Origin of the sequence: Streptomyces roseus (assembly GCF_001044425.1) — a bacterium.
GTDB classification, from domain to species: domain Bacteria; phylum Actinomycetota; class Actinomycetes; order Streptomycetales; family Streptomycetaceae; genus Streptomyces; species Streptomyces roseus.
This window is the reverse complement of sequence record NZ_LFML01000119.1, coordinates 62,080-88,979: the sequence shown is the minus strand read 5'-3', so window position 1 is coordinate 88,979 and position 26,900 is coordinate 62,080. Positions and strand designations below refer to the sequence as shown.

The window sequence follows — 26,900 nt, the reverse complement described above, 5'->3', positions numbered from 1 at the left end:
AGTCCTTCACCGGCCCGGCCGGATCGCAGCTCGTCCTGGACGACATCAGCCTCGATGTCGCGCCCGGCGAGTTCGTCACCATCCTGGGCGCCTCCGGCTGCGGCAAGTCCACCCTGCTCAACCTCGTCGCCGGACTCGACAAGCCCTCCGCCGGCACGATCGAGACCGCCGGCCGGCCCGCCCTGATGTTCCAGGAACACGCCCTCTTCCCCTGGCTCACCGCCGGCAAGAACATCGAACTCGCCCTGCGCCTGCGCGGAGTCCCCAAAGCCGACCGCAAGCCCGAAGCCGTACGCCTCCTCGAACTCGTCCGCCTCTCCGGCGCACACGGCAAACGCGTCCACGAGCTGTCCGGCGGCATGCGCCAGCGCGTCGCCCTGGCCCGGGCCCTGGCCCAGGACAGCCGCCTGCTCCTGATGGACGAACCCTTCGCCGCCCTGGACGCCATCACCCGCGACGTCCTGCACGGCGAACTCACCCGCATCTGGGCCGAAACCCACGTCTCCGTCCTCTTCGTCACCCACAACGTCCGCGAAGCCGTCCGCCTCGCCCAACGCGTGATCCTGCTCTCCTCACGCCCCGGCCGCATCGCCGCACAGTGGAACGTGGACATCCCCCAACCCCGCCGCATCGAAGACGCCGACGTCGCCCAACTGTCCGTCGAGATCACCGAACACCTCCGTGGGGAGATCCGCCGCCATGGCCAGCACTGAAACCAAGCCGAAAACGGATGACCTGGCCGGCCTGGAAGCCGGGCTCGACGCCCTCGACGCCGTCCACACCCACCGCACCCCCACCCGCGAGACCCTCCTCAAAAAGGTCCTGCCGCCGCTCACCGCCATCAGCCTCGTGCTGCTGGTCTGGCAGGCACTGGTCTCCCTGAAGGTCACCGACGAGACGAAGCTCCCGCCGCTGTCCGCGGTCTGGGACAGCCTGACCCAGATGTGGCTGGCAGGCACCCTCCTCGACGTCATCTGGACCAGCGTCTCCCGCGGCCTGCTCGGCTTCCTCCTCGCCCTCGCCATCGGCACCCCCCTGGGACTCCTCGTCGCCCGCGTCACATTCGTCCGCGCCGCGATCGGCCCCATCCTCCAAGGACTGCAATCCCTGCCCTCCGTCGCCTGGGTACCCCCCGCCGTCCTGTGGTTCGGCCTCAACGACGCCATGATGTACACCGTCATCCTCCTCGGCGCCGTCCCCTCCATCGCCAACGGACTCGTCGCCGGCATCGACCAGATCCCCCCGCTCCACCTCCGCGCCGGCCGCACCCTCGGCGCCACCGGCCTCACCGGAGCCCGCCACATCGTCATGCCCGCCGCCCTCCCCGGCTACCTCGCCGGCCTCAAGCAGGGCTGGGCCTTCTCCTGGCGCTCCCTCATGGCCGCCGAAATCATCGCCAGCTCCCCCGACCTCGGCCTGGGCCTGGGCCAACTCCTCGAAAACGGCCGCAACAACATCGACCTCCCCGGCGTATTCCTCGCCATCACCCTCATCCTCGTCGTCGGCATCGCCATCGACCTCCTCATCTTCAGCCCCGCCGAACGACACGTCCTGCGCAACCGCGGCCTCCTGGTGAAGAACTGACGGGCCGTCCAACGCGGCGTCGACCCGACGACGCTGACTCTCCACTCGCGCCGCGCACGGGGCGCCGGCACCGGGTCCCGTCCGGTGCGGGGCTCCTCGTCACGGACGATCGTGGAGAGCTCGCGCAATGAGGTCGTGGACAAGGAACTCTCCCGGCACACGGTTCTCTTTGAGGGTGTCGAGGTCCTCGGGGCCGAACCATCCGTAAGCGGAGTGCTTGGACCATTCCAGACGGGGACGGTCCAGGTCACCCTCGACCTCGACGAGGTAGTCGGCCTCATGCCGGAGGCCGGCGCCGTCGTCTCCGGTCCAGGTGCCGGCGCCGAGGAAACGCCGCACCCGGCGCAGGTACCAGCCAGTCTCTTCCCGGACCTCCCGTGCCAGGGCCTCCAGCAGGCTCTCCCCGGCCTCGACGTGGCCTCCCACGATGTCCCAGGTATCGGGGAAGAGCCGGCGATGGGGGCCGCGGCGTTGGGCAAAGGCCTTGCCGTCACGGTTGAGGATGACGGCCCCCACCGTCCAGACCTCGCCAGGTGCGGGCAGGGGCAGCTCGACGTCACGGTCCACGCTGAACGACTGGCGGTGTGCGGGCATGTCCGGCCGCCGCGTCACCGCGTGGCGGTCGGCTTCTGGGGCTCCAATGAGTTGCCCGCGGGGATCCAGCCGCAGCTGGTGGGTGCGGTCCGGCCCGCGAAGCGGTCGTCCAGCCAGGCCATCGCGCGCGACGTCCAGTACGGCATGGCGCCGACATGGCTCAGCAGGCCGTACTCCTCGTACTTGATCGAGCCGTTGCCGTTGGCGCAGTACTGCCGGGCCAGCGCCCGTACGTCTCCGGCGACCATGACGCCGTCCCCCGTGCCGATGCCCGGCGGGGCGTTGTACGTACCCTCCAGCCAGCCCGCGTTGCCCTGTCCGATGAACCCCGGGATGGTCGGGGTGGCGGCCTGGCCAAGGTTGATCTTGTTGACCGCCTCGACGAAGGGGGGAATCGAGTTCGGGTCCTTGTACTCCGGCTTCGCCATGTCCTTCCACGTCATGCCCGGGTGGCGCCCCAGCGCGTCGACGATCGAGCCGTGTTCGAGGTCGTTGACGACCGCCAGGCCCTTCGCGCTCAGGTACGGGCGGAGGTCGATGCCGTACGAGCGCGAGACGCCGATGACGGCCATCGGGATGACCCCGTTCCACGCGAGCGCGCCGTCGACGTACTTGAGGTTGTGCGCGGGGGCGACGAGCAGCCCGCCCTCCGCGAAACCGACCAGCTGCCCGTTCACCTCGGGCGCGTACGCCGGAGCCAGGGCCGATGCCCAGTTGGTGGCGATGGCCCCGCCCGAGTAGCCGAACAGGCCGATCCTCGTACCCGCGTGCAGGCCGGTCTCCCGGGTGCGGCCGGCGGCGCGGATCGAGTCCAGCGTGTTCGTTCCGTACTCCGGGCCCGCCGCGAAGTCGGCCTTCTGGCCTTCGGTGTCCGGGATGATCAGGTCGTAGCCCTTGAGCAACAGCGGTGCCAGGATGACGGATTCGGCATTGGAGATGACGCCGCCGAGGGAGAGGCCGCCTGCGATGGCACGGGAGGGGCCGTCCTCCGGGTTGAGGGAGTCGTAGAACGACTGGTACGACACCGCCTTGCTGCCGTCGCCGTGGGGGCTGCGGACCACGGTGGTCACGTTGGCCGAGGGCCTGCCCTGGGCGTCGGTCGTGCGGTAGAGCAGTTGGACGGCCTTCAACGGCGTCGGGATGCCGAAGACGTGGTAGTTCAGGGTGCGCTTGTTCAGAACGTCGCCGGGCCGGTACGAGGCCAGCGGCTTGGCACCCTCGTAGCGGTAGAACGGGTCGGGCGTCGCGCCGGCCCCTCGTGCGGCGCTCGCGCCGGGTGCCGCCGAAGCCGCCGACGCCGTCGGTGCCGTAACGGCGCCGACGCCGGCGACGACGGCAGTCACGATGGCGGTGGACAACAGAGCAGTGGCTCTCCGGTTCATTACTCCCCCGTACGTCGACCCGCAGTGGTTTTACCTGGCGGTAACTTACTGGAGGTAACGCCGTTTCACATAGGTGCGTCACGCGGGTTTTCGGAGTCCGACCCACCGTCGGCGCAGCGACCGCCCGGAGGCCGTACCGGCCGCTCCGGAGGGCGGCGCCGGAAGGGGCGAAACCGGCCACATCGGATGGAAGGGGCGGGGGGCCGGGAGGCCGACGGACGCCGGCCACGCGGAGGGCGGGGCGCCAACTCCCCTTCACGCACTGCTTCATCGCAGATCAGGGGTGGTGCGCACGCGCCGTGGCCGAATGTGTGGGGCCGACCTGACACACCCCCCGCTCCGCCCTATCCGATCGAGGTGTCCCCGTGGGATTTCAGGAGGGTACGCAGCGCCGAGGCCACCGTGTCGCAGGTGTCGCGGTCCAGGGGAGCGAGGAGGGATGCGAAGTGCTGCAGGTGCTCCGCCATCACCTTCTCGGCGACCTCGCGGCCCTGATCCGTCAGGCGGACGCGGACCGAGCGGCGGTCCTGGCCGTCGCGGACCCGCTCGACCAGGCCCTTGGCTTCCATCCGGTCGATGCGGTTGGTGATGGCCCCGGAGGTGACCATCGCGGCCGGGATGAGGGCCCCGGCGGTGAGGGTGTAGGGCGGACCCGAACGCCGGAGCGTCGTCAGGATGTCCAGCTCGCCGACCTCCAGGTCACGTTCGGCCACGAAGGCCTTGAGCTGCTTCTCGATGATGCGGTTCATCCGCTGGATCCGGGCCAGGACCTCGATGGGCCACAGCTCGTCCGTCAGGTCGGGCCGCTGCGCAGCCCACTGGCCGACGATCACATCCACCGCGTCACTCATCGGACCTCCGCCCGTCTCGATCACTCGCTCGCGTCGGACCCAGCATAACCCGGATCCCTCAACGTTAAGAGACTTGACGTTGAGGGGCATCCGGTGATTTTATTTCAACGTTGAGATTGTTAACCTTCAGATGGATTGGAGCGGCGCCATGACCACCGCGCCCGCAGGCACAGACACCGGCATCCGTGCCGGGACAGGTACGTCCGCCACCCGCACGCCGGGAGTTCCGGCGGCCCCCGGCCGCCCAGCGGCCCGCGGACCCGTCCCCGCCTTCTGGCTCGCGCTGCTCGCCACCCCCATCGCCGCCGGGGCCAACGCCCCGGTCCTGATCCTGCCGGACATGGCCCGTTCGCTCGGGGTGTCCACTTCCACCGCGTCCTGGCTGGTCTCCGCCTTCGCCTGGGCCATGGCCGTCGGTACCCCGCTGCTCGCCGGACTCCTGCGCCGCACCGGCCTGCGGCCCGTACTGCGCCTCGCCTCCGCGCTCGTCCTCGCCGGAACCCTCCTGGTCGCGGTCTCCCCCTGGCTCCCGCTCACCCTGGCCGGCCGGGCCGCCCAGGCCGCGGGCGGAGCGGGACTCGTCGCGGCGGCGATGAGCCTGGCCGGAACGGCCCGCCGGATGGGTGTCATCAGTGCCGGGTTCGGCATGCTCGGAGCGGCCGGGCCGCTCCTCGGCGAACAGCTCGCACACGCGGCCTCGTGGCGGCTGTCCCTCTCCGTGTCGGTGGTCGCGGTGCTCGCCGTGCCCGCGGTGCTCCGCTACACCGGGGCCATCACGCCCTCCTCCGACCGCTTCGACGGCCGCGGCGCCGCCCTGCTGACCGTGCTGGCCACGGCCCTGGTCACCTTCCCCCACGCCCCGCTGGCCGCACTCGGCGCGGCCCTCGTCGCCGCGGTCCTGCTCGCCCTGCACATCCGCCGCCGGCCCGAGGGGTTCGTCCCGGCCGCCCTGCTGCGCACGCCGGTCTTCCTGACCTCGGGGCTGCTGGCGCTCGTCCTGTCGGGCTCGTACTTCACGCTGCTCTTCGCGGTGCCGCGGCTGCTCGGTGACCGGGCGGGCTGGGACACCGGCGCCGCGGGGGCCGGCCAGCTGGTCGCGCTGCTCGTCGGCTCGGCGCTGTCCTGGCTGCTGGCCGCGGCCTCGGCCCGGATGGGCCGCCCGGCGGTACTGGCCGTACTGATCGGCGTAGGGGTGCTGGCGGCCGCCACCGCGGCCTTCTCGGACTGGGGCCCGCTCCTGCTGGCCGCCACCGTCGGCGGGGTCTTCGCCGCCACCGGCGCCAACGCCTGCCTTTCGATGCACGCGGCGGCCGGCGCCCCCGAGCACCAGCGGCCCGTCGCCATCGGCCTGTTCGCCCTCTGCTACCAGCTCGGCGGCGCGTTCGGCCCGGCGGTCGCCGCGGCCCTGGTGCTCGGCTCCTGACCCGGGCCCGCGAACTCCCGGCCTCCGCCGGCCCGTCCCGCCCCACGGCGGCGGCGGGCCGGCGCGCTGGTCCGGACTGCGGGGCGACAGCTGCCGGGTGATCCGGTCGAACAACTCCGTCAGCGGCTCGCCGACGTCCCGGGTCGTCGCCGCGACCTTCGGAGACGTCGGGGTGCCGGTCATCGACCCTGCGGACATCGCCGAAGTCGCGGCGGCCTGCCTTTTGGATGACCGGCACGCCGGAGGCGTGTACGAACTGACAGGCCCTGAGGTGATCACCCCGCGTCGGCAGGCTGGGCCGCCCTCAACGTCGCCGCGTTCCGCTGAGGGCCGCCGTCCGTTGAGAGCCGCCGTCCGGTGGGCGGGCTCGGCGGCCCGACGGGTCCCCTGGCCGGGTGACGGCTTCCCGCCGGGGAGGCCGGCCCGGCCTCACTCCCTGCCGGCCGCCGTGCCCGCAGACGTCCCCGGTCCCGCGCCCGGTGATGCCGTCACCGACGCCCACCGGTGCGACCTCTGCGCCTGGCGGCGCCGGTAGGTGCGGCCCAGGTGGTGCTGGAGGCGTACGTGCCGGAACTGGTACACCGCGCCTGCCTGGCGCAGCACCCCGCGCCGGTGGGCGTCGTCCAGGAACGCGGCGGTGTCCCACGGCAGTTTGCCGGTCAGCGGCAGCCAGAGCCTGGCCCGGACCACCCAGCGTCCCCACGCCGTGAAGGAGAGCGCGTACGCCGTCCCGCCGCCGAGACCGACGACGGCGCCGACGTACAGGCCGTCCCGCGCATCCCAGTTCAGAACCCCGAGGGGGCCGTCCAGCAGCGCGACGATCAGGCCGCCGCCGAACGCGACCGAGAGGACGAGCAGCGGTACGAGCGCCACGAGCTGCCTGCGGACGGTGGCGCGGTTGGCGGCGAGCAGGCTCATCGGGTCCGCCGCGGAGGCCACGTCCAGCGGTGCCTCGAACGCCGCGAGCAGCCCGAATACGAGCCCCGTCCCCGCACCGAAGATCAGCCCGAAGACGAGCATGTTCACGGCCACCCCCTCCAGGACGGCGAGGCTCAGCACCAGCGTCCCATAAGCCAGTTGCCGCTCGACCGCCAGGGCGCAGGCGCCCCCCGCGCCCATCACGAAGCCGCCCGCCATGACCGCGCCGAACCGCGCCGTGAACACCCGCAGCGGTGCGCGCGCGGACAGCCGTACTCCCGCGCCCGGACTCCCCTCCCCCGCGCTCCCGGCGGCGTTGCCCCGCCGGGGATCCGGTCCGCTGCCGCTGCCCGGCAGTCGCGGGCGCAGGCGCAGGCGCACGTGCATGGGCTCCAAGGTTCCGCCGCCCCGGGCGATCATGACCGCGTACACCGCCGCGAAGGCCAGGCCGGCGGCGGGTCCCATCAGGGCGCCCTCCAACAGGGTCTGCCCCAGGGGAAGCGGGCCGATGAGGAGGCCGATCAGCCACGCGCTGAGGGCGGCGCAGAGGGTGGCCGTCAGTGCCACGCTCAGCATCCGCTGGCGGCGCGGCAGGAAGTCGCCGATCTCCCACCAGGCGAGGTCCTGCCGCTCCCGGTCGGGGTGTGCCAGGTGGTGGGCGAGGTAGCCCAGCCAGTGCTCGGCCCGGTCCGGGTCCCAGTCCCGCACGTGCTCGGGCTCCGGGGTGCGGCGGCGGTAGACGGCGGGGACGAAGCCTGCGAGGAGGTGTTCCTCGATGGAGCTCTCGTCGGGGAACGCCTGCGCGTCAAGCAGTTCGGCCGGGTCGGTCTCCGTCCGTTCGCCGTAGAGGGTCCGGGCCAGGGCGGTCATCAGGGGGGTGCGCAGGGCCGCGGTCAGGGGCTCGGTGCCGCCGCCGTCCCGGGACGGGGCGCGCAGCCGGTCCGCCACCGCGTCCCACAGGCCCCGGCCGTGGCCGTCCGGCCCGCCGCCCCGCCGCGCGGTCCTCGGCAGGTAGGCGGCGAGGTCGTCGACGGTGAGGTCCGCGAGCTCGATGACGGTGGCCCAGACGAGCGGGGTGCCCGCCGCGTCAACCGCCTCGGCGAACTCCTCGCGGCGGCTGGTCAGGACGAGCGGGGAGGAGAACTCGTTGAGCCGCTCCAGGGCCCGGCCCCGCAGTCCCTCCGCGATCTCGTCGAACCCGTCCAGGACCGGCAGGACGAGATCGGCCTCGATGAGGGCGCCGGCCGTCGAGGTGCCCGCCACGCGGTCCGCGAGGTGGGGGTGGTCCCGTACGAGCCGTTCGGTCATCCAGGCGCGCAGGGTCCTGGCCGTGGGGTCCCACGAGCCGATGCTGAAGATCACGGGCACGCGGTCCGGGGCGGTACGGGTCTCCAGGAAGTCCTGGACGAAGCGGATCGCGAGCACGGACTTGCCCGAGCCCGCCCGGCCGAGGACCACCAGCCGCCCCGAGGGCCGGCGGCGGTAGAACTCGGCCACGGTGGGCAGGTCGCCGCACAGGTCGGCGGGGGCGGGCGCCGCGGCCCCCGGCGGGAGCCGTTCGACGTTGGCCTCGTGATCGCTGAGGGCGGGGTCGGTACGCCGCCACCGCACCGGGAGGGGGAAGGGGTCGTGGACCCGGCGCCGTTCTTCCTCCAGCCGCCAGCGGCGACGGATCTCCAGCGCCAGGTCACGCGCCGCGGACAGCACCTCGTCGCGGACCAGCGTCTCGGAGGGCGCCGCCGGGGGACGCAGTCGCCCGGGCCGCGGTGCCCCCGCCCCGTCCGCTCCGCCGTCGGGCGCGGGAATGCCGGGCCCGCTCGCGAGCAGCTCGGCCAGCTTCCTGCGGTCCTCGGGGCCGGCTCCCAGCGCGTCCTGCAACCGCTCCAGCGAGAGCAGCGTCGGGTTCGGGGCCCTGCCGCTCTCGAGCCGCCGGATGGTGCTCTCGCTCACTCCGGACTTCGCGACCAACTGATCCTGCGTCAGCCCGGAGCGCTGGCGCATGAGCTTCAACAGCGAGGCCAGTTGCCCGAGTCGATCGGACGTCACGCGCGGATCCTCCCTCCCGGGGCCGGAGGGCCGGCCCGGACCGCAGGTGAGCGTAGCGGGCGGCGACCGGTCATACGTGACCGCCGCCATGACCTGTACCGCGACCTGCGCGGACACCACGCTCGGACCCGGAGGAGTCCTGCGGCATCCGGTCCCCGGCCACCGCCGGCCACGCTCCGGAAACCCGAGGAGAAGATGTGACGACCTACCGATTCTGGTGCGGCGAATGCGGATTCAAGACCCCCTGGGGCACCGAGTCCGAGGCCGAACGCGGGCACATGGACCACTACGACACCCGGCACCCCGGAATGCGTCTGGGCGGCCAGGTGGAGACCGGCGCCGCCGTCCCCGCCCGGGAGGGCACGAGCTGCGTGGTCTGCGCCACGATGGCGGTCCTCGGCATCCTCCTGCTGGTCATCGTGTCCGCCTGCGGGCACTGAAACCGATGCCGGTGCCTCTGCTCGAGCCCTTGCCTTTGCCTTTGCGGGCCCCGGTGCCGAGGAGGCTCCCGTCGTGGGCCGCCGGACAGCACGGCAGCGGCGGCCCTCCGTCGACGTCCAAGGGCCGGCCGCACACAACTCCGTCTCCAGCCGGTGCATTTCGACGCGGATGGCCGGGCAGGCATTCGGGGTCGGTCGGGTACTCCTGGGCCCTGTGCGCGACGGGCCATCCGGTCACCAGGCTCAGCGTGCCGGTCGTTTGCGCCCTCCCAGGAGGCCGCGCGCGGCAGGAGACGAACTCCCGAGCCGGTCACACTCCGTGTTTAGGTCTCTCAGATTTGGTAACAAGCAGTAGTGACAGCCATTCAATACCCGGCGAAAGGCAGGAACATGAACCTCGTAGCCGTGCTCATCCTCGTCGTGGCCCTCGTACTCGTCGGTCTCCTCATCGCGGCCCCCAGCGCCGACGTCCGGCAGAACCCCTTCCCGGGCCGCCGGGCGCGGGGCGGCCACCGCCGCTCGGCCGCTCCCCGGTTGACCCGCGTGCCCGGTCAGCGCGACGTCCGCTACCACGCGCGCTGACCACGGGCCGTACGGGTGGCGGCCGCCACCGCAGCCTGGGGTGAACCGCACCCGCATGCCCCGCCGTCAGACCGGCGGCGGGGGCGGGGGCGGCCCCTGGGTGAGGATCCGGGCCGCGGCGAACTCCTCGCGGGAGGCCTGTTCCGCCAGGTCCAGGTAGCCGTACGCGTCGTCGCCCACCGGAATCCGCAGCGGTGTCGGGCCCTCGGCCGCAATGATGTCGAGAACTCGTTCGGCGAAGTCCTCGGGGCGTCCCGTCTCGGGGTTCTCGGCAAGACCGCGGGCACCGTCGAGCATCTCGCGGTTGGTCACGTCGTAGACCGGGATCCGGCGCCGCGCCTCCGTCATGGAGGTGCCGTAGCGCGTGGCGAACATGCCCGGCTCGACCACCGTGACGCGGATGTTGTGCGGGGCGGCCTCGATGGCCAGCGCCTGGCTCATGCCCTCCAGGGCGTGCTTGCCGGCAACGTAGGCGCCGAGGCCCGGGAAGGCGATGCGGCCGACGACGGAGGAGATGTTGACGACGTGGCCGTGGCCCTGGGCCCGCATCAGCGGCAGGACGAGCCGTGTGAGCCGCCACGGGCCCACGACCAGGGTCTCCAACTGGTCGCGCAGTTCGACGTCCGACACTTCCTCGACCGCACCGAAGAGTCCGATGCCCGCGTTGTTGACGAGGATGTCGATGCCACCGAGACGGTCGGTGGCTCTGCGGACGGCTTCCTCGCATGAGGCGGCGTCGCGCAGTTCGAGCGGGACCGGAAGGATGCGGCCGGGCCAGGCGGCGGCGAGGCCCTCCAGGTCGGCGGTCTTGCGGGCGGTGACCGCCAGCTCGTCCCCCGCCCGGGCTGCGGCCGAGGCCAGGGCGTGTCCGAGGCCGGAGGAGCATCCCGTGAGCAGCCAGCGTCGTCCCATCGTTGCCCCCGTGACGAGTGAGTGGTGCGGACCGTGGTGGTGACGGTCATGGTCGGGGGGCGACGGCCGGCGGTCATCCCCTGCCGCGGGGGCGCGCGGAGGCACGCGGGCGTGCGGACGGGCGCGCGCGACACGGCCGGGCCGCCGCGGGCGGCCGGACGGACAGGAGGTGAGGTAGTTCACCGCGGGGGCCGCCCCGGGCGACGGATCGCGTTGCTAGATTGTCCGGCGGCCGGTCCACGGCCCCGGACGAGATGCGCCGTACCCGGTTACGCACGACGACGCGCGAGGTGCCGCACACGCGGCGCCGCCCCGCTGTCCGCGCCCGGGCAGCGTCCTCGTCGAGCAGGATGGGCCACACCGCCATGACCGTGCCACTCACCCGCACCCTGTACCGGACCACCGCGCACGCCGCCGGGGGACGCACCGGATCCGTGCGTACCGACGACGGACGCCTGGACGTCCGCCTCGCCCCGCCGCGCAAGAAGGTCCCCGGCACCACCAATCCCGAGCAGCTGTTCGCGGCCGGTTTCGCCGCCTGCTTCACCTCCGCGCTCGCCGAGGTCGCCGCCGAGTTCGGGGCGGACGCCTCCGCCGCACGCGTGGCCTGCGAGGTGCAGCTCGGCACCACGGACACGCCCGCGGGCTACGGCCTCGCGGTGGCGCTGACCGTCAGTCTGCCGGGGTGGCGGGCGGCGGACCTCCAGCCCCTGCTGCACCGGGCGGACGCGGTCTGCCCGTACGCGCAGGCCGTGCGGGGGAACGTACCGCTGACCCTCCTGGCCGTGGACGGGCCCGCCGCCGATGACCACGCCTGAGCCCGGGCCGGTCCGCCACGGCGCACGCCCGCCGGATCTTCCGGACGGACCCGGGGTCCCGGTGCCCGGACACGGCGCGTGGCTGCGGCGCGGCATCAGCCGCGACGGCGGACCCCTCGTCGAGGACCGCGAGGTGGTGTGGCTGCAGGCCGGGCCGTACTACGCCGACAGCCGGGGCTTCGCCGGTACGACGTCCTTCGACGGCGCCGGGGTGCACTTCCACCACCTCACGGGCGAGCCGGGCGAAGACACCGGCACGTTCCGGTGGGACGGCGCGAACCTCGTCGAGCGGGGCACCAACCCGGACGGCGGCACCTTCCTGGAGATCTGGACCCCGCTGCCCGCCGCCGGGGGACCCTGCGGCTCCTGGTCCGGTCCGGACCACCACGTGGTGCGCGTCGGCCGTCACGTAGTGCACGTCGATGCGCGCGCCGGCTCGTACTGGCGGCTGTGAGGCCGCCCGCGCGGCGGGGGCGTGCGGTCGGCGGACAAACCACGTGCGCCCCTTGTTCCCGCTGAGGAACACTGTGCGGATGAGGACCTCAGCCGCGTTCAGCACCGCAGCCGCCCGGACGGCTCGGGAACGGGCCCTTCGCCATGTCTCGGGGCTGGCGTCGGGCCCTCCCGTGGACCCGACGCTGCGGGTGACCCTCAACTTCCACCCGGACCGTTCGCTGCACGGCAAGCCGATCCTGGAGGCCTTGGCCGAGGACGGCGTCTACCGCTCGCAGTTCGTCACCGGGACCGGCAACGGGGGGCTGACCGCGCACCCCGGCGGCGACCGCTGGCGCTGGGAGAGCCGGATCTTCGACGGGGCGTACGACGAAGGCGGCGCTCACGAGCGGCCCGTCTACGGGGCGTTGAACTTCCGCCGCAAGCCGGCCGGCGGGGCGCCGCGGTTCGGCTCCGCCCACTTCAGGCTGACACCGCAGACGCTCGCGCGGACCACGTTCTGCTACCCGGACAGCTTCTTCGAACCCTCGGATTTCGGCGTCGCGGCCCGCATGGGGCTGATAGAACTCGCCCTCGCCGACCACCAGGACGAGCTCGACGACTACATCGAGGCCCAGGTGCACGGGCCGGTCCGGCTGGACTCCCACGTGGAGGCGCTGGTACTGGACCCCTGCTACCGGGGCACGGCGATCGAGGCGGCGGCTCGGCGTCTCGGCTGCCCGGTGGAGTGGCACCCCGGCTTCCGGCTCGGGGTCGAAGAACTCCGGCGCCACCCCGGCTACCGCGGCCGGGAATACGTCGACTTGGGCGCGCAGCTGGCGGTCGACGGCGTACTCGATCCCCGGATCGTCGGAGATGCCGCCCGCGCCGGCCGCCATGACCCCCAGGCGGTGAAGAAGGTGTGGCACTACCTGGCGCGATTCGGCGCGACCTGGAAGTGAGCTCCCAGGGGGCGGGGCCGGGCAGGCGGGACCAGACTCCCCCTAGATGTGTACCTCGGAGGGAAAGCCCGTCCAGCGCAGCTCGGGGGGCAGGTGCCGCATTTCGTTGGAGACGAGGACGGAGGGCGGCCGGCCCGGCGCGTACCGGATGACCGTGAGGGCGGCGTTGCCGTGGTTGAGGCCGAGCCAGCGCCACCGCGGCGCGTGCATGGCGTCCCGGACGAGCCAGGCGACCAGGAAGTTGTGGGTGACGACGAGTTCGTGCCGGTCGTCTTCACCGTCCACCGGCCCGGTGAACATGTCCAGCGCCTGCCGGGCCAGAGCGGATCCGTGAACCCGTTCCTCCTCGGTGACTCCATCGAGAAAGCGGAGGAAGAAGTCGGCTGATTCGGCGGGAAGTTCGTCCCTCACCGGCATATGAGGAACGTAGTCACCGGCGACTTCCGAGACGTGCAGAGGGACGTTCTTCAGCTGGTCGCCGATCAGACGTGCGGTCTGCTCCGCCCGGGGCAGCGGGCCGTGGTGAATCGCAGCGAGAGGAACGTCCCGGAGGCGCCGGCCGAGCAGCACGGCTTGCCGACGGCCTGCGTCCGTCAGCCCGCTCTCCTCCGACGCCGCTTCGCCGTGCCGAACCAAGTAGAGGTAACGGGCCGCCGTGCCGGTCATCACACACTCCTCTGCGCCCACCAAGGATCTTGCGTATCGCTGGACGCGTCAGCCCCGAACCCGGTTCCGGCTGCGGTGTCGGTTCGCTCAAGTATCCTTCCGGCCACCGCACACCGACTCGAAGGGTCAAGAGAATTGTCCGGCCTGTCTGCTTTCCCGCTGCCCTTTCATTCATCCCGTTCCCTCGCGTTCGCGACACCGCGAACGTTGCGGGAACTTCAGATGATGCAGTGCAGCTCGCACATTCGGGCCAAGCCGGGATGGTTCGACAAGATGAACGACGCCGACGTCGTCGCCAGGTGGACGCGGGAGGCGGTCGCCCAGGGCCTTACCGAAGCGCAGGTCCGCTACGTGCTCGCCGAACTCGCCCACTACGCGGCGCTGCGGGACGAACGGACCGGCGTCGAGGTGTCCGCCGTCGACGGGGTGTGGCAGTCGGACACGCTCGTCGACGATGAGCTCGGCTCCAGGCTGCGCGCGGCGGTCCGGGTTCTGGAACAGGTCCCCGCCGAGGAGCAGGACTGGCACCCGGGCTCCGACGGCCAGGTGTTGGATCTGGTTCATCCCTCGCTGTTCTGCCTGGTGAGAGGGGTGAGCGGGGCGCCCGAGCAAGCTTGGCAGAATCCGACGGACCACTATTCGAGGTACGAGTTCTCGGAGAAGTTCCAGTGGCTGCCCACGGACGTCGACGTCAGCGACGACGGTGGTGTCGCCTTCCGTTCCTATGTCAACAACGTCCACCCCGAACTCCACGGCGAACTGGCCGCCGTCCTGCCGGACCTGTTCGCGCGCATGCGCCCGCTGCTGGAGAACGTGCTCACCGATCTGCGCCATCCGCGGCCCTTGCGGATCGAGGCCGATCCCTACGGGTGGTACGACTCCGAACCGGAGTACCCGGAGAGGTCCTCCTTCAGCGACGGCGAGGCCTTCGAGGAAGCCCGTCGTGCGTGGGAAGCGGCTCAGGACGAATGGTGGGAGAACCGGCGCCCGGTCATCCCGGACGCCCCGGCCTTCACGCCGCCCGAGCCGCCCGACGCGGCCGCCCGGGTCGACCTGCGCGGCCGCCGCCTCCAGGTCATCGTCAAGCTCGCCACCATCCGTCTCACCCCGGACAAGCCGGAGTACCCCGGCGGTTCCTGGCACGTCGAGGGGATGCTGAACGAGCGGATCGTCTCGACGGGCATCTACTACTGGGACAGCGAGAACGTCACGGAAAGCCGGCTGAGTTTCCGGGCGGCGCTCGACGACCCGAGCTACGAGCAGAACGACGACAACGGCCTGCGTGAGGTCTACGGTCTGGAGGACGAGGACGCGCTGAACCAGATATGGGGGTCGGCGTCGACCCCGGCGGGCCGCTGCCTGGCGTTCCCGAACATCCTCCAGCACCGCGTCGGCTCGTTCCGCCTCGTGGACCCCGGCCGCCCGGGACACCGCAAGATCCTGGCGTTCTTCCTCGTCGACCCGTCGGAGCGGATCGTCTCGACGTCCGACGTGCCGCCGCAGCAACCGTGGTCCGACACCTCGACCATGACGTTCGAGGAGGCGAAGGACTACCGCGAACAGCTCATGCGGGAACGCAAGTTTTTCGTCGACGAGCACAACGACCAGCTCTACGAACGGGAGTTCTCCCTCTGCGAGCACTGATACGGGAACTGGTCGGCCGGCCGACCGGCTTCTCAGGTGTTCCGGCCTGGGACCACCAGCCCATTCTCGTACGCCGTCACCACCGCCTGGGCCCGGCTCTCCAGGCCGAGCTTCGTCATCGTCCGGCTCAGGTGGCTCTTGACCGTGCCCTCGGTGATGAACAGCCGCCAGGCGATCTCGGCGTTGGCCAGGCCTTGCCCGACCAGCTCCAGCACCTCGATCTCCCGGCCCGTCAGCACGTCCAGGGTGCCGGCCCCGGCCCTGGCGGCCCCGCAGGTCCCCTCGCCGCCCGCGCGGGTGGCGAAGGCCTCCACCAGCCGCCGGGTCACGGTCGGCGCGAAGAGGGCGTCCCCGCTGCCGACGGCAGTGATGGCGGCCAGTAACCGCCGGGGCCCCGAGTCCTTCAGCAGGAAGCCGGAGGCCCCGGCCTTGAGCGCCCCGTACACGTACTCGTCCAGGTCGAACGTGGTCAGGACCAGCACGCGGGGTGCCGGGGGCCGGGCCCCGGCGAGGATCCGCTCCGTGGCGGCGATCCCGTCCATGCGGGGCATCCGGATGTCCATCAAGATCACGTCGGGGCGGGTACGGGCGGCGAGCTCGACCGCCTCGGCGCCGTCCGTGGCCTCGCCGACGACCTCGAAGCCCTCCGCCACCTCGAGCAGGCCCACGAGCCCGGCCCGGATGAGGAACTGGTCGTCGGCCACGAGCACCCTCAAGACCGCGGACCCCGTCATCCCGGGCGACCGTCCTCGCCCGGCGGTACGGTCCGGGCGGAGGTCGGCAGCGTGAGGCACACGGCATAGCCCCCTTCGCTGCACGGGCCGGTGCTGATCGTTCCTCCGTAGAGCTTGGCCCGCTCGCGCATGCCGATCAACCCGTTCCCGCTCCCTCGTGCCAACTTGGCCTGAAGGGGGCGGCCGCCCGCGCCGTCGTCGGTCACGGTGACCGACAGGTGCGCGGGCCGGTAGTCGAGGGCCACGGTCACGCGGGCGCCCGGGGCGTGCTTGAGCACGTTGGTCAGCGCCTCCTGCGTCACCCGGTACGCGCACAGCTCCACGCCGGGGGCCAGGGCGCGCGCGTCGCCCGTGATCCGCAGGTCCACCGGAACGCCGGCAGCGCTCACCCGCTCGGCCATCTCCGCCAGCCGTGACAGCCCCGGCATCGGAGCGTCCCTGCCCGGCGCCTGCGGGCCGGCACCGCCCTCCGGCTGTTCCCGGCCGGTGTCCCGCAACAGGTCGAGCATGCGCCGCAGCTCGTCCAGCGCCTCGGCGCTCGTCTCCTGGATGGTGGACAGGGCCGCGCGGGCCGTGCGGGGCGCCGAGTCGAAGACGTACCCGGCCAGACCCGCCTGGATCGAGATGACGGACATGTGATGGGCCACGATGTCGTGCAGTTCGCGTGCGATGCGCGCGCGTTCCTCGGCAACGTGGCGGCGGGCCCGCTCGTCCCGCTCGCGCCTCAGCTGGCGGGCCAGTTCGGCAGACCGGCGGGCCACCAGCCCGAACCGCCACAGCACGGCCGGGAAGACCACGGCCTGCGCGAGGACGGTCGCCATGGAACCGCCCGGGCCGTTGCCCAGCAGTCCCGCGTAGACCCAGACCGCCGCCATCAGGGCGGCGCAGGCCGCCGAAGTGCGGACCGGGCAGAGCGCGGCGACCGTGTACACCGCGAGCATGGGACCGAAGCAGGTGACGACCGGCCAGTACCCGGCGGTGATGTACACGACCCACATCAGCTGGGTGAACAGGCAGACCGCGACCGGCGCCTTGGTCCGCACGGCCACCGGGACCGTCACCAGCCCGACGAGCAGGTACGCGGCGAGGTCCAGGGGAGGCCAGCCCTGGGCGACCGCCTCCCGGCCCAGCAGCACGGCCACACCCGTCTGTGCGAGGGCCGTCAGCGCGTCCATGGTGGAGGGGCGGATCCGCATCGCCGCAGCCTAGCCCGGACGGCGCGAACCGGCCTCCCACCGCGGTACTCCACCCCCGGTTGGGGAAGTGGCCTCCCTGCACCGGCGGTTGAGGCGGAGATCCATCCAGTACGGGACGACGGGGCCGACCCCCGGCCCGTAGCTTCATGCCTCGGCAGCACGGGACCGGCCGACCACCGGTCCCGCACACCAGGACAGCGGGCCGCTCGGAGACATCCACGGGGGAAGGGCTCGCACCGAACGAAGGACGGAACACAGCCATGCTCGTCAGCAAGCGTCTCGCGCTCCTCGTCGCCTCCACTGCCCTGTGCACCGGCGTCGCCATGGCCCCCTCGGCCGTGGCGGCCACGAACTCCGGTACGTCGGTGACCGGTTCGCGCGGCTGCAACTACACCGACTCGCAGCCCACCATCAGCAGGGGCTCCAAGGGCGCCGCGGTCAAGCAGGCCCAGTGTCTGCTCAAGACCTGGAACGTGAACATCGGCTCCTCCGGCGTCGACGGCGACTTCGGACCGAACACCGACCGTGCCGTGCGCGAGTTCCAGAGCCGGGTGAAGGACATGTGCCACATGCCCGTCGACGGCATCGTCGGTCCCAAGACCTGGAGCGCCCTGAAGAACCCGGTCTGCTGACCCGGTGGGGGCCGGGCCGGCGGCCCGGCCCCCGCTTCACCACGTACCCCCGGGCCCCGGTCCACGCGGTCGTCGTCCGACGCGCGGAGACCGGGGCCCGGCCCGCGGCAGGACGCAACGGCCGGGACGTCAGGCGGCCGTGGCAGCAGGCCGCAGGCGGCTGCGCAGGCCGACCAGGAGCGCGGCGGTCACGGCCCAGGCGGCCAGCGTGATGAGCGGGACGGTGGCGTGGGCGCCGTGGAAGTAGCTCAGGTCGGTGATGGCACGAACGGCCGCCCCCGGCGGCAGGAGCGCCGAGACGGCGTGCGCGGCCGGCGGCAGGAGGTCCGCGCTGATGGTGGCGCCGCTGGTGGAGTTGCCCACGGTGAGCAGCAGCAGGGTCGCGGCGGGCACCCCGACGGGGCCGAGGTACGTACCGAGGAGCTTGGTGGCGAACGCCGCCGCAGCGGCCAGCAGGGTGAGGGTGAAGGCCAGCGGGACGACGGGGGCGGGTACGGCGCCGAGGACGGGGCCGGCGAGCACGGCGGCCACGCTGCCGACGGCGGCGGAGACGGCGGCCAGCAGCCAGAACCGGTGGCGCAGGCGGAGCAGGCCGGCGAGGCCGAGGGTGTTCTGGGCGAGGACGAACCCTGCCAGGGTCACGCCGAAGGCCAAGTAGAAGCCGGCCAGGCCGCGCGCGTCGTAGCGGGTCAGGGGCACGACGTCCCGGGTGGTGACCTGCCGGCCCGCGCCCTCGGCGTACGCGCCGACGAGGCTCTTGACGGCCGAGGTGGTGGAGGGGCCGTAGGCTCCGGCGACCTCCAGGTCCAGCCGGCCTCCGGGGCCCTCTGCGAGTGCGGCCGAGACCTCGTGACGCTCCAGGGCACGGCGGGCGGACGCGGCGTCGGCGGCCGGGTGCACCTCGACTCCGTCGCCGAGCGCGCCCCTCATCCGGTCGGCGAGTTGCTTCCCGGAGACGGCGATGGGGACGTGGTGGGGCCGGGGGTCGCACTGCAGGCCGATGTAGCAGCCGATGAAGGCGACGGCCAGGACCAGGGCGATCACGGCCGGCTGGAGCCAGGCCCGTACGGGCGGACGGCGGCGGATGCCGGGGACGGGCGGAGCGGGCGCTGTGCCGGGGACGGGCGGAGCGGGCGCTGCGGCCCCTCCGGCGGGGCCGGGCGCGGCGCCCGGCGCGGCGGATGTGACGGTGGTGTCCATGGAAGGTCTTTCCTGGTCCGGTCCGGCGGGGGCGGACCTCGGGCGTACGGGGCGGGTCAGACGGCGGACGTGACGCGGCCGAGCCCCTGCCTGACGCCGCGGGTGAGGTCGTCGGCGAGGACTTCCTGTGCCCCTCGGGCCAGGCCGTCGAGGGCGAGGGCGGCGACGAGGGCGGGGGCGGTCTTCTGGGCGGCCGGAATCCCGGCGGCCATGTCGGTGTCCATGTAGCCGACGTGGAGCGCGGTGACCGCGATGCCGCGCGGGGCCAGCTCCTCGCGGATCGCGTCGGTCATCGCCCATCCGGCGGCCTTGGCCGCGGCGTAGGCCCCGAGTCCGGCCGGGTGGAACCAGGAGAGGACGGACAGGACGTTCAGGACGGCGCCGCCCCCGTTTCCCTCGATGACGGGGGCGAAGGCCCGGGTGGCGGCCAGCGGACCGAAGAAGTTCGTGTCCATCTCCAGCCGCACCGCGTCCCAGTCGCCCGCGACCAGCGGGGTCCCCGTCGAGATCCCGGCGTTGTTGACGAGCAGGGTGGCGTCCGAGGCGGTGCGGGCGGCTTCCCGGACGGACTGCGGGTCGGTGAGGTCCAGGCGCAGCGGGACGACGCCGGGCAGATCCACCGACTCGGGACGGCGGGCGGCCGCGTAGACCTCGGCCCCGCGCTCCACGAGCTGGGCCGCGAGATGGCGGCCCAGGCCCCGGTTGGCTCCGGTGACCACGGCGACGGCGCCCTCCAGCTCGAAGGTGCTGTCCCGGTCGACGGCGTTGCTCGGTTCCATGACATCTCCCAAGGGGGTGGGGTGGCGGGCCGGGGCGTACGTTTCCCCCGACCTCCATTAGATTACATTCATAATCTATAACGAGGGGTAGGATAGATGCCAGTCGTCATCCAAATGAGGAGGTGTCCATGGGCCGCGTATCGCAGGCGCAGGCGCAGGAGAACCGCAGGCGGGTCGTGGAGATGGCCTCGCAGCTCTTCCGCGAACAGGGCACGAGCGTGAGCGTCGCCGACCTGATGAAGGCGGCCGGCCTGACCCATGGCGGCTTCTACAAGCAGTTCGACTCCAAGGAAGCCCTCATCGACGAGGCCGTCTCACACGCCTTCGGGGAACTGGCCGCGCGGCGCGCGACCACCTTGGAGGACAGCGACGGCGAGCGTGCCGCGGCACAGCGGGCCCTGATCGACGGCTACCTGTCCCCCCGGCACCGGGACTCCCCCGCCACGGGCTGCCCCGCCGCCGGACTGGCCACGGACATGGCCCGTGACCCCGGGGACCGCGGGGCGCACCGTACCTATGCCGACGGCGTCTCGGAGTTCGCCGACTGGCTCGCCACAGGCGACGGCGACCGGGACGGGATCGTCCGGCTGTGCACGATGCTCGGCGCGGTCGTACTGGCCCGCGCGACCAAGGACTCCCCGCTCTCCGACGAGATCCTCGCGGCCGCCCGGGCCGCACTGACCCCTGCGCCCTGACACCAGGAGAGGGCAAGGGCGAGGGCGAGGCCCCACCCGGGCCTCGCGGCCTCCTGCGCCGGGCGTGCGGCGTGCGGCGTGCGGCGTGCGGTGAGCCTCCGGACGCCTCCCCCCGCCACGGCCCATGCTTACCGGCACACCCTCGCCGAGAACCATGGACGCCGACATGAACGAGCGCGACGACACCCGCTCTGTGACCACCGCCGGGGCACGCGCCTCGGCGCTGCTCCGCCGCCCGAAGCTGTGGGCGGTGCCCACGCTGCTGACCGGCCTGCTCGCCCTGCTGCTGTCGCTGCTGTACATGGGCGGAATCGTCAATCCGAACCGCAGTCTGCGCGATCTGCCCATCGGCGTCGTCAACGCGGACACGGGCCGGCCGCTGCCCGGACAGCGGCAGAACGTGGGCACGCAGGTCACCGAGGCCGTGACCGGCAGCGACACGTCCGGCAAGGTCCAGTGGCGCCGGCTCACCGAGGCCCAGGCGCAGGACCAGCTCTCCTCCGCCAAGATCTACGGCGCCCTGGTCATCCCCGCCGACTTCACCGAGACCGTGGCCGCCCTCACCACGGGCACCGCCACGGTCCGCCCGACGATCACGGTCCTCACCAACCCCGGGATGGGGAGCATCGGCTCCTCCCTGGCCGAGCGGATCAACACGGCGGCGGCCCGGCAGTCCTCCAAGACGATCGGCGAACAACTCACCGCCTCCCCCGCCGCCTCGCAGGCCGATCCCACGACGCGGCTGCTGCTGGCCGACCCCGTGCAGGTCGTCAGCCGGATCGGTCATCCGGTCGGCGACAACAGCGGGCTGGGCCTGAGCGCGTTCTACTACACCCTACTGCTGGTGCTCATCGGGTTCCTGGGCGGCAACCTCATCAACAGCGGCGTGGACACCGCCCTCGGCTACGCGGACAGCGAACTCGGCCCCTGGCACACCCGTCGTCCCACCGTGCCGATCAGCCGCACCCAGACGCTGCTGCTGAAAGTGGTCATGACGGCTGTGATCACGGTGCTGACCACCACGCTGGTCATGGTGGCCACGATCTCGATCCTCGGGATGGACGCCGCACACATCCCGCTGCTGTGGATCTACTCCTACTGCGCCGGCCTCGCGGTGGGCCTGGGCGTCCAGGCGATCAACGCCGCGTTCGGCGGGATCGGCCAACTCGTGTCCATGTTCGTCTTCATCGCACTGGGCCTGCCCTCCTCGGGCGCCACCGTCCCGCTCCAGGCCGTCCCCGGCTTCTACCGCCTCCTGTCCCTCTTCGAGCCCATGCGCCAGCTCAGCGACGGAGTGCGCGCCATCCTCTTCTTCGACGCGCGCGCCGACGCCGGTCTCACCCGGGCATGGACCATGATCGCCGTCGGTACCGCCCTCGCCCTGCTCGTGGGATTCGCGATGACCCGCTTCTACGAGCGCAGGGGTCTGGAACGCATGACGCCCCAGCCCAGCGGGGGCGACCGGCCGCCGGGCGCGTGACGGCGGCCAGGGCTCGCTCACCACCCTGGCCGTGCCGGGCGCGGGCACGGTGGGGCTGTACCAGCCGAGGCACGACACCGCGTACGACGTGGACTGACCCTCGCACTCGCACCTCCCGGCCCCTTGTTGTCGGTCTTCGTGCACGTGGGAGGTGGTGTGACGGCGACCCGTCCCGCGACTTTGCCGAGCCTTTGCCGAACTCGTGTCAGGTCGGACGGTGTCGGGGCGTCCGGTTGCCCACGAGCCGGAAGAACGTGCACACTTGCGCGAATTCCTGCCGGGCGCAGCGTCGCACCCCACTGCCCACCTGCCTGGCATGCGCCGTGCCGGCCATCAGCAAGTCAACGGGAGCAAGGTTGAGCACATCGGGAACTGCCCCCCGGCAGGACCTCCACGACCTCAGCGACGCGCAGCTCTGCGCGCTGCTTCGCGAGCGTGACTCGGCGTCAGGTGCCGATCTCAGCGACGTGATGGGCGAGGTGTTCGCCCGTCACCACGACGCCGTCCTCGCCTACGCCCGCACCTGCTGCCGCGATCTGGCCACGGCCGGCGACCTGGCGGCCGAGGCCTTCGCCCGCACCTACCGGGCCGTCGCGTGGGGCACCGGCCCCGAGTACGTCTGGCGGCCGTACCTGCTGACCTGCGTACGCCGGGTGGCGGCCGAATGGGCCCGCCGCGGCGCCCGCACCCGGCTGTCGGGCGACTTCGACGCGTGGGCCGCCGGCCTGACCGGCGACCAGGACGTCGAGGGCGCCGCCCTGTCGGCGGAAGAGGGCTCGCTGGTGCTGCGGGCGTACCGCTCGCTGCCGGAACGCTGGCAGGCCGTGCTGTGGCACGCGGTCGTCGAGGACGAGCCCGCGGCCGAGACCGCCCGGCGCCTCGGTATATCGGCGGGAGGCGTCGGCTCGCTGGCGGCGCGCGCCCGCGAGGGCCTGCGCGAGGCGTACCTGCGCGCCCACCTGGACGAGAGCGCGAGCGAGGAGTGCCGGCACTACGGCGGCCTGCTCGCCGCCGCGCTCCGCCGCCCGGGCAAGCGCGTCACCCGCGACCTGGGGCGGCATCTGCGGGCGTGCGAGAGCTGCGGGCGGGCCGAGCGTGATCTGCGAGCCGTCAACAACAGGCTGGGCGCTCTGCTGCCCGCCGGAATCCTGCTGTGGCACCCCGCCTCCTTCGCGCTGACCGCCGGTGCGCACGGCGCCCACCACCTGGCCGCGGGCAAGGTGGTGGGGCTCAAGGCGGCCGCGGCGCGGTTCGGCGCGCCGAAGTGGACCGCGGCGGCGGCCGTCGCGGGTACGACGCTCACCGCGTTCGTCCTGCTGCCGGCCGAGGACCGGACCGAGCGGGCCGCCCCGACGCCCACGGTCACGCGCCCGAACCCGGACCCGATCTCGGAGGCCGACCCGTACCTGCTGCCGCTGCCGGCGGACTCGGCACCGCCCGTCGTGACCATCGGCGCCCCCGCGTCGGCCGTCGCAGCCCCCTCGGCACCCGCCACTCCCGCGCCGTCCTCCGCGCGGCCCTCGCAGAGCCCCGCCCCCTCCGGCATGCCATTGGTCAACACCACATCGGGGCTGTGCGTGGGCTTCGACGGCCGGGGTACCGAAGGGCCCTTGCAGCTCCAGCCGTGCACCGGCGCGGCATCCCAGGGCTGGCAGCGCCTGCCGGCCGGGCAGGGCACCTACCAGTTCCGGAACACGGGCACCGGCACCTGCCTCGACGGAACCACCGCCGGCGGAAACGTCGTCGACGTCACCCTGCGCGCCTGCCGCTCGGACGCCGGCCGCGGGACGCAGCTCTGGAGGCCCGAGTCGGTCGGACGATCCGGCAGCTTCCGGCTCTGGTTCGTGCCGCCGGTCCGCAAGAGCGACTACTCCGACCACCTGCTGGGCCCCCGGAACTGGCCCAAGACCGATCCCCCGCACGAGGGTTCGGCCCTGGTGCAGCTGCCCGACTACTACCGGTCCGCCCATTTCCTCTTCACCCTGGGGTGACGACCGCACGCGCGAGGCGGCTCGGGCCCGCCGAGCGAGCTGCTCCCGGCCAACGCCGGGTCCGTCACGGGCGGCGCTCAGCTCGCCCGGCCCGGCTTCTTCCTCGAACCCACCGTCGTGGCGGGAGTGCGCCAGGGCGACGGGATCGTGCAGGAGGAGACCTTCGGCCCCGTCCTGACCGTTCAGCCGTTCGTCGACGGGACCGAGGCCCTGCGCCTGGCCAACGACGTCCGGTTCGGACTCGCCGCCGGTGTCTGGCCCTCGGACCACGACCGCGCCGTGCGCGCGACGCGGATCCTGCACACGGGCCTCGTCTGGGTGAACACCCACGGCACCACCGTCTCCGAGATGCCCCACGGCGGGGTCGAACACCCCGGTTACGGCAGCGACCTCTCCCTGTCCGGCCTCCTCGACCACTCCCAGGCCAAGCACGTCATGCTGTGAGCTCGGGACGATGGAGGTGTCGTCGCCGTCCGAAGGCCGGGACGCCCAGCAGCCCGAAGCCGAGGGCCGCCGCCGTGAGGTGGCCGACGGTCGTGAAGTCCGGCAGCGGCCCGTCCCATGCGGCGCCGCCGAGGGGCCACGCGAGGACGAAGACGGCCCAGGGGAGGCGGCCCCGGCGGGGCAGGGCGGGCGTGCCGAACGCCAACACGGTCTGGGCTCCGTAACTGACCCCGTAGTCCAGGGCGTGGCGCACGTCCGCCGGATACCAGCCGCGCCGCAGCGCGACGGCGATGACGACGGCGGTGAGGAGGGTGGCGACGACGTGCCCGCCGAGGAAGACGGCCACGGCGCGCGGCCTTCCCCATCGGGCCTCCGCCCAGGCCAGGGAGCAGCAGACCCCGAGGCCCAGGGTGATCAAGGTGCCCAGGAAGTCGGCCGAGGTGACGTCAGTGAGCGTTCCGGCGAACAACAGCACGCTGCCGAGCAGCGCGGCGAGCGGATGATCTTGAAGATTGTCCAGGTTGGTGCTGAGATATCCCAGAATGCTGGCCGCCTGATCGGCGGACAGGACGTAGCCGAGCCAGGCGTGCCCGACCAGGAGCAGACAGACGTAGGCGAGGGTCAGCGGCGCCCGGCGCGGATACCCCCGCACGGCGCCCAGCACTGCGCCCGAACGACCCCTCAGTGACGACAAGTTCATACCGCGGCATTCTCCAGGGCCGCCCGAAGGCGGGGTCCGACGGGTCGGCGAAGGCCCCGCCACGCCCCGGCGTCGGGACGGGGGTGGCAGGAAGATGGGTAATTCCGGGGATTCTCATGGGGGTTCCGCCCCCGTCCGTTCACCTCTCGGCGGCCTCCGTGTCGCCTCGTACGATGAGGTTTGCAGCCATGGACCTTCCCGATTTCGGCATCCCCCAGAAACTCGCCTCGCGCATGAGCATGGCCGAGCAGCACGACTACCTGCGTGCGAAGTTCACCCGGCGCGGAGCGCTGCGCGCGGGCGCGGTGACCGCGGCCGTCGCCGGGGCCGGCGTGGCCGTCGGCGCGGCCTCGCCCGCGTACGCGGCTCCGGCCGTACTCACCTCCACCGAACGGCGCGGCGTCGACGGCTCGCTGGCCGCGCCGTTCGCACGGCACTTGCAGTACGGCGCGGACCCGAAGACGCAGATGCGGGTGTCCTGGCAGGTCCCGTTCGCGGTGAAGAAGCCGTACCTGCGCGTGGGCACCAGCCCCTGGGCGCTGAGCGTGAAGATCGACGCCGAGGTCCGGCACCTGAGCACCCCGGTCCTGAACGGCGGCAAGATCGCCGCGGCCGAGCAGTTCTACCTGCACGTGGGGCTGGACCGGCTGAGGCCCGGTCAGACCTACTACTACGGGGTCGGACACGACGGCTTCGACCCCGCCGACCACCGCAACCTGGGCACGCTCGGCACCTTCACCACCGCCCCCCAGCGCGCCGAGAACTTCACCTTCACCGCCTTCGGCGACCAGGGCGTGAGCTACCACGCACTCGGCAACGACGCGGTGCTGCTGGCCCAGAACCCGGCCTTCCACCTGCACGCGGGCGACATCTGCTACGCCGACTCCTCCGGTTCGGGCACCGCCGGCGACACCTACGACGCGCGGGCCTGGGACCAGTTCCTGGCCCAGACCGAAACGGTGGCCAAGACCGTGCCGTGGATGGTGACGACCGGCAACCACGACATGGAGGCCTGGTACTCGCCGCAGGGCTACGGCGGCCAGAACGCCCGCTGGTCGCTGCCCGGCAACGGCCCCGACCCGGTCAACCAGCCGGGCGTGTACTCGTTCGTGCACGGCAACGTCGGGGTCGTGGCGCTCGACGCGAACGACATCTCGTACGAGATCCCCGCCAACTTCGGCATCAGCGGCGGAAAGCAGACCGCGTGGCTGGACCGGCGCCTGGGCGAACTGCGCCACCACCGCGACGTGGACTTCATCGTGGTGTTCTTCCACCACTGCGCGTTCTCCACCACCAGCGCGCACGCTTCGGAGGGCGGGGTGCGCGACGTGTGGGTGCCGCTGTTCGAGAAGCACCAGGTGGACCTGGTCATCAACGGCCACAACCACGTGTACGAGCGGACCGACGCGATCAAGGGCAACAAGGTAGGCCGGAAGGTCCCCATCGGTGAGCGCACCGACCCCACGCGGGACGGCATCGTGTACGTCACGGCGGGCGCGGCCGGGCGTTCGCTCTACAGCTTCCCGGTGCCGGACTCGTACGAGGGTCACGTGGCGGACCGCGACAGTGTCGACTCCTACCGATGGGTCAAGGGCGGTACGAAAGCGACCGAGACGGTGGAGTGGTCGCGGGTGCGGTACACCAACTACTCCTTCCTCGCGGTCGAGGTCGAAGCGGGCCACTCTCCGAAGCTGAAGGTCAGCGCACTGGCCGAGACGGGGCAGCGGATCGACCACTTCGAGATCCAGCGGGGTCGCGGCCGCTAGCGTTCATCGCGGCGGGAGGACGGTCCGAA

The 26,900-nt window shown here is 72.4% G+C and carries 26 protein-coding genes, 1 pseudogene and 1 riboswitch; of the genes and pseudogenes, 16 read left to right on the top strand and 11 right to left on the bottom strand.

Annotated elements, in window-relative coordinates; genetic code table 11:
- A partial coding sequence (locus ACS04_RS26480; RefSeq protein ID WP_048479287.1) for an ABC transporter ATP-binding protein occupies positions 1 to 713 on the top strand: 713 nt, incomplete at its 5' end.
- Entirely contained in the window at positions 700 to 1,584 is an 885-nt protein-coding gene (locus ACS04_RS26475) for an ABC transporter permease (protein WP_048479286.1), read from the top strand. The genes ACS04_RS26480 and ACS04_RS26475, both read left to right, overlap by 14 nt.
- Before the next feature lie 99 nt (positions 1,585 to 1,683).
- On the opposite strand, the gene ACS04_RS26470 is transcribed toward ACS04_RS26475, so the two are convergent.
- The 3 genes from ACS04_RS26470 to ACS04_RS26460 all read right to left on the bottom strand — a co-directional run bounded on the left by ACS04_RS26470 (position 1,684) and on the right by ACS04_RS26460 (position 4,411).
- On the bottom strand, positions 1,684 to 2,178 hold the full coding sequence (locus tag ACS04_RS26470; RefSeq protein ID WP_078865374.1) for an NUDIX hydrolase: 495 nt from the start codon (positions 2,176 to 2,178) through the stop codon (positions 1,684 to 1,686).
- 14 nt (positions 2,179 to 2,192) lie between these two features.
- A complete protein-coding gene (locus ACS04_RS26465; protein WP_048479285.1) occupies positions 2,193 to 3,560 on the bottom strand; it encodes a lipase family protein in 1,368 nt (455 codons plus the stop codon).
- Between the two features lie 344 nt (positions 3,561 to 3,904).
- Entirely contained in the window at positions 3,905 to 4,411 is a 507-nt protein-coding gene (locus tag ACS04_RS26460) for a MarR family winged helix-turn-helix transcriptional regulator (protein ID WP_048479284.1), read from the bottom strand.
- 148 nt (positions 4,412 to 4,559) lie between these two features.
- On the opposite strand from ACS04_RS26460, the gene ACS04_RS26455 reads away from it, so the two are divergent.
- Together ACS04_RS26455 and ACS04_RS39580 are read left to right on the top strand one after the other, a co-directional pair.
- Positions 4,560 to 5,834 (top strand): MFS transporter, encoded by a 1,275-nt coding sequence (locus ACS04_RS26455; protein WP_048479283.1) that lies wholly within the window; start codon positions 4,560 to 4,562, stop codon positions 5,832 to 5,834.
- A gap of 139 nt (positions 5,835 to 5,973) precedes the next feature.
- A pseudogene (locus tag ACS04_RS39580) lies at positions 5,974 to 6,126 on the top strand (NmrA family transcriptional regulator); the annotation flags it as partial.
- Between the two features lie 137 nt (positions 6,127 to 6,263).
- On the opposite strand, the gene ACS04_RS26450 reads toward ACS04_RS39580, so the two are convergent.
- A complete protein-coding gene (locus ACS04_RS26450) occupies positions 6,264 to 8,798 on the bottom strand; it encodes a helix-turn-helix domain-containing protein (protein WP_063839307.1) in 2,535 nt (844 codons plus the stop codon).
- Between the two features lie 197 nt (positions 8,799 to 8,995).
- Between ACS04_RS26450 and ACS04_RS26445 the strand changes: the two genes are divergently transcribed.
- On the top strand, positions 8,996 to 9,238 hold the full coding sequence (locus tag ACS04_RS26445; RefSeq protein ID WP_048479281.1) for a hypothetical protein: 243 nt from the start codon (positions 8,996 to 8,998) through the stop codon (positions 9,236 to 9,238).
- A gap of 390 nt (positions 9,239 to 9,628) precedes the next feature.
- Positions 9,629 to 9,820, top strand: a complete 192-nt coding sequence (locus tag ACS04_RS37685) for a hypothetical protein (RefSeq protein ID WP_048479280.1) — start codon at positions 9,629 to 9,631, stop codon at positions 9,818 to 9,820.
- A 66-nt stretch (positions 9,821 to 9,886) separates the two neighbouring features.
- Here ACS04_RS37685 and ACS04_RS26435 read toward each other — a convergent pair whose 3' ends face one another.
- Complete coding sequence (locus ACS04_RS26435) at positions 9,887 to 10,732, bottom strand: SDR family oxidoreductase (RefSeq protein ID WP_048479279.1); 846 nt, start codon at positions 10,730 to 10,732, stop codon at positions 9,887 to 9,889.
- A 225-nt stretch (positions 10,733 to 10,957) separates the two neighbouring features.
- Positions 10,958 to 11,020: riboswitch (guanidine-III (ykkC-III) riboswitch) on the top strand.
- 77 nt (positions 11,021 to 11,097) lie between these two features.
- On the opposite strand from ACS04_RS26435, the gene ACS04_RS26430 reads away from it, so the two are divergent.
- The 3 genes from ACS04_RS26430 (at position 11,098) to ACS04_RS26420 (ending at position 12,944) form a co-directional block, all read left to right on the top strand.
- Entirely contained in the window at positions 11,098 to 11,550 is a 453-nt protein-coding gene (locus ACS04_RS26430; RefSeq protein WP_048479301.1) for an Ohr family peroxiredoxin, read from the top strand.
- A gap of 61 nt (positions 11,551 to 11,611) precedes the next feature.
- Positions 11,612 to 12,004, top strand: coding sequence for a hypothetical protein (locus tag ACS04_RS37680; protein WP_048479278.1), 393 nt, complete (start codon positions 11,612 to 11,614; stop codon positions 12,002 to 12,004).
- Between the two features lie 79 nt (positions 12,005 to 12,083).
- Positions 12,084 to 12,944 (top strand): DUF3626 domain-containing protein, encoded by an 861-nt coding sequence (locus ACS04_RS26420; RefSeq protein ID WP_078865365.1) that lies wholly within the window; start codon positions 12,084 to 12,086, stop codon positions 12,942 to 12,944.
- Between the two features lie 42 nt (positions 12,945 to 12,986).
- Here the strand turns inward: ACS04_RS26420 and ACS04_RS26415 are convergent, their stop codons facing one another.
- A complete protein-coding gene (locus ACS04_RS26415) occupies positions 12,987 to 13,610 on the bottom strand; it encodes a histidine phosphatase family protein (RefSeq protein ID WP_048479276.1) in 624 nt (207 codons plus the stop codon).
- Between the two features lie 135 nt (positions 13,611 to 13,745).
- Between ACS04_RS26415 and ACS04_RS26410 the strand changes: the two genes are divergently transcribed.
- Positions 13,746 to 15,254, top strand: coding sequence for a DUF4246 domain-containing protein (locus ACS04_RS26410; RefSeq protein ID WP_078865363.1), 1,509 nt, complete (start codon positions 13,746 to 13,748; stop codon positions 15,252 to 15,254).
- A 32-nt stretch (positions 15,255 to 15,286) separates the two neighbouring features.
- Here the strand turns inward: ACS04_RS26410 and ACS04_RS26405 are convergent, their stop codons facing one another.
- Positions 15,287 to 15,988 (bottom strand): response regulator, encoded by a 702-nt coding sequence (locus tag ACS04_RS26405; RefSeq protein WP_048479274.1) that lies wholly within the window; start codon positions 15,986 to 15,988, stop codon positions 15,287 to 15,289.
- The gene (locus tag ACS04_RS26400; RefSeq protein ID WP_048479273.1) at positions 15,985 to 17,184 is read right to left on the bottom strand and encodes a sensor histidine kinase; all 1,200 of its coding nucleotides are present in this window, start codon (positions 17,182 to 17,184) and stop codon (positions 15,985 to 15,987) included. The genes ACS04_RS26405 and ACS04_RS26400 overlap by 4 nt, the downstream gene beginning before the upstream one ends.
- A gap of 260 nt (positions 17,185 to 17,444) precedes the next feature.
- On the opposite strand from ACS04_RS26400, the gene ACS04_RS26395 reads away from it, so the two are divergent.
- Complete coding sequence (locus ACS04_RS26395; protein ID WP_048479272.1) at positions 17,445 to 17,816, top strand: peptidoglycan-binding domain-containing protein; 372 nt, start codon at positions 17,445 to 17,447, stop codon at positions 17,814 to 17,816.
- 129 nt (positions 17,817 to 17,945) lie between these two features.
- On the opposite strand, the gene ACS04_RS26390 is transcribed toward ACS04_RS26395, so the two are convergent.
- Positions 17,946 to 19,016, bottom strand: coding sequence for a hypothetical protein (locus ACS04_RS26390; protein WP_053080951.1), 1,071 nt, complete (start codon positions 19,014 to 19,016; stop codon positions 17,946 to 17,948).
- Between the two features lie 56 nt (positions 19,017 to 19,072).
- Positions 19,073 to 19,795 carry an SDR family oxidoreductase gene (locus ACS04_RS26385; protein ID WP_048479271.1) on the bottom strand — a complete coding sequence of 241 codons (723 nt, stop codon included), beginning with the start codon at positions 19,793 to 19,795 and terminating at the stop codon, positions 19,073 to 19,075.
- Positions 19,796 to 19,923: 128 nt separating this feature from the next.
- Here ACS04_RS26385 and ACS04_RS26380 point away from each other — a divergent pair, with 128 nt between their 5' ends.
- From ACS04_RS26380 to ACS04_RS26365, 4 genes are all read left to right on the top strand, one after another.
- The gene (locus ACS04_RS26380; protein ID WP_048479270.1) at positions 19,924 to 20,490 is read left to right on the top strand and encodes a TetR/AcrR family transcriptional regulator; all 567 of its coding nucleotides are present in this window, start codon (positions 19,924 to 19,926) and stop codon (positions 20,488 to 20,490) included.
- Positions 20,491 to 20,656: 166 nt separating this feature from the next.
- Positions 20,657 to 21,970: a YhgE/Pip domain-containing protein gene (locus tag ACS04_RS26375; RefSeq protein WP_048479299.1), complete on the top strand. Its 1,314-nt coding sequence runs from the start codon at positions 20,657 to 20,659 to the stop codon at positions 21,968 to 21,970.
- A 356-nt stretch (positions 21,971 to 22,326) separates the two neighbouring features.
- Entirely contained in the window at positions 22,327 to 23,961 is a 1,635-nt protein-coding gene (locus ACS04_RS26370) for a sigma-70 family RNA polymerase sigma factor (protein ID WP_158977518.1), read from the top strand.
- A gap of 39 nt (positions 23,962 to 24,000) precedes the next feature.
- Positions 24,001 to 24,405 carry an aldehyde dehydrogenase family protein gene (locus ACS04_RS26365; RefSeq protein WP_078865360.1) on the top strand — a complete coding sequence of 135 codons (405 nt, stop codon included), beginning with the start codon at positions 24,001 to 24,003 and terminating at the stop codon, positions 24,403 to 24,405.
- On the opposite strand, the gene ACS04_RS26360 is transcribed toward ACS04_RS26365, so the two are convergent.
- The gene (locus ACS04_RS26360; protein WP_209441782.1) at positions 24,395 to 25,105 is read right to left on the bottom strand and encodes a rhomboid-like protein; all 711 of its coding nucleotides are present in this window, start codon (positions 25,103 to 25,105) and stop codon (positions 24,395 to 24,397) included. The two genes, ACS04_RS26365 and ACS04_RS26360, sit on opposite strands and share 11 nt — an antisense overlap.
- Before the next feature lie 188 nt (positions 25,106 to 25,293).
- Between ACS04_RS26360 and ACS04_RS26355 the strand changes: the two genes are divergently transcribed.
- A complete protein-coding gene (locus ACS04_RS26355) occupies positions 25,294 to 26,871 on the top strand; it encodes a purple acid phosphatase family protein (RefSeq protein ID WP_048479267.1) in 1,578 nt (525 codons plus the stop codon).
- The last annotated feature ends 29 nt before the right edge of the window (positions 26,872 to 26,900 follow it).

Excerpts from the sequence above, each read along its gene's own strand:
- ACS04_RS26360 (WP_209441782.1), bottom strand. The coding sequence starts at position 25,105 with ATGAACTTGTCGTCACTGAGGGGTCGTTCGGGCGCAGTGCTGGGCGCC.
- ACS04_RS26395 (WP_048479272.1), top strand. The coding sequence starts at position 17,445 with ATGCTCGTCAGCAAGCGTCTCGCGCTCCTCGTCGCCTCCACTGCCCTG.
- ACS04_RS26415 (WP_048479276.1), bottom strand. The coding sequence starts at position 13,610 with ATGACCGGCACGGCGGCCCGTTACCTCTACTTGGTTCGGCACGGCGAA.
- ACS04_RS26405 (WP_048479274.1), bottom strand. The coding sequence starts at position 15,988 with ATGACGGGGTCCGCGGTCTTGAGGGTGCTCGTGGCCGACGACCAGTTC.
- ACS04_RS26355 (WP_048479267.1), top strand. The coding sequence starts at position 25,294 with ATGGACCTTCCCGATTTCGGCATCCCCCAGAAACTCGCCTCGCGCATG.
- ACS04_RS26475 (WP_048479286.1), top strand. The coding sequence starts at position 700 with ATGGCCAGCACTGAAACCAAGCCGAAAACGGATGACCTGGCCGGCCTG.
- ACS04_RS26430 (WP_048479301.1), top strand. The coding sequence starts at position 11,098 with ATGACCGTGCCACTCACCCGCACCCTGTACCGGACCACCGCGCACGCC.
- ACS04_RS26460 (WP_048479284.1), bottom strand. The coding sequence starts at position 4,411 with ATGAGTGACGCGGTGGATGTGATCGTCGGCCAGTGGGCTGCGCAGCGG.
- ACS04_RS26380 (WP_048479270.1), top strand. The coding sequence starts at position 19,924 with ATGGGCCGCGTATCGCAGGCGCAGGCGCAGGAGAACCGCAGGCGGGTC.
- ACS04_RS26400 (WP_048479273.1), bottom strand. The coding sequence starts at position 17,184 with ATGCGGATCCGCCCCTCCACCATGGACGCGCTGACGGCCCTCGCACAG.
- ACS04_RS26470 (WP_078865374.1), bottom strand. The coding sequence starts at position 2,178 with ATGCCCGCACACCGCCAGTCGTTCAGCGTGGACCGTGACGTCGAGCTG.
- ACS04_RS26420 (WP_078865365.1), top strand. The coding sequence starts at position 12,084 with ATGAGGACCTCAGCCGCGTTCAGCACCGCAGCCGCCCGGACGGCTCGG.
- ACS04_RS26375 (WP_048479299.1), top strand. The coding sequence starts at position 20,657 with ATGAACGAGCGCGACGACACCCGCTCTGTGACCACCGCCGGGGCACGC.
- ACS04_RS26435 (WP_048479279.1), bottom strand. The coding sequence starts at position 10,732 with ATGGGACGACGCTGGCTGCTCACGGGATGCTCCTCCGGCCTCGGACAC.
- ACS04_RS37685 (WP_048479280.1), top strand. The coding sequence starts at position 9,629 with ATGAACCTCGTAGCCGTGCTCATCCTCGTCGTGGCCCTCGTACTCGTC.
- ACS04_RS26455 (WP_048479283.1), top strand. The coding sequence starts at position 4,560 with ATGACCACCGCGCCCGCAGGCACAGACACCGGCATCCGTGCCGGGACA.
- ACS04_RS26465 (WP_048479285.1), bottom strand. The coding sequence starts at position 3,560 with ATGAACCGGAGAGCCACTGCTCTGTTGTCCACCGCCATCGTGACTGCC.
- ACS04_RS26390 (WP_053080951.1), bottom strand. The coding sequence starts at position 19,016 with ATGGACACCACCGTCACATCCGCCGCGCCGGGCGCCGCGCCCGGCCCC.
- ACS04_RS26385 (WP_048479271.1), bottom strand. The coding sequence starts at position 19,795 with ATGGAACCGAGCAACGCCGTCGACCGGGACAGCACCTTCGAGCTGGAG.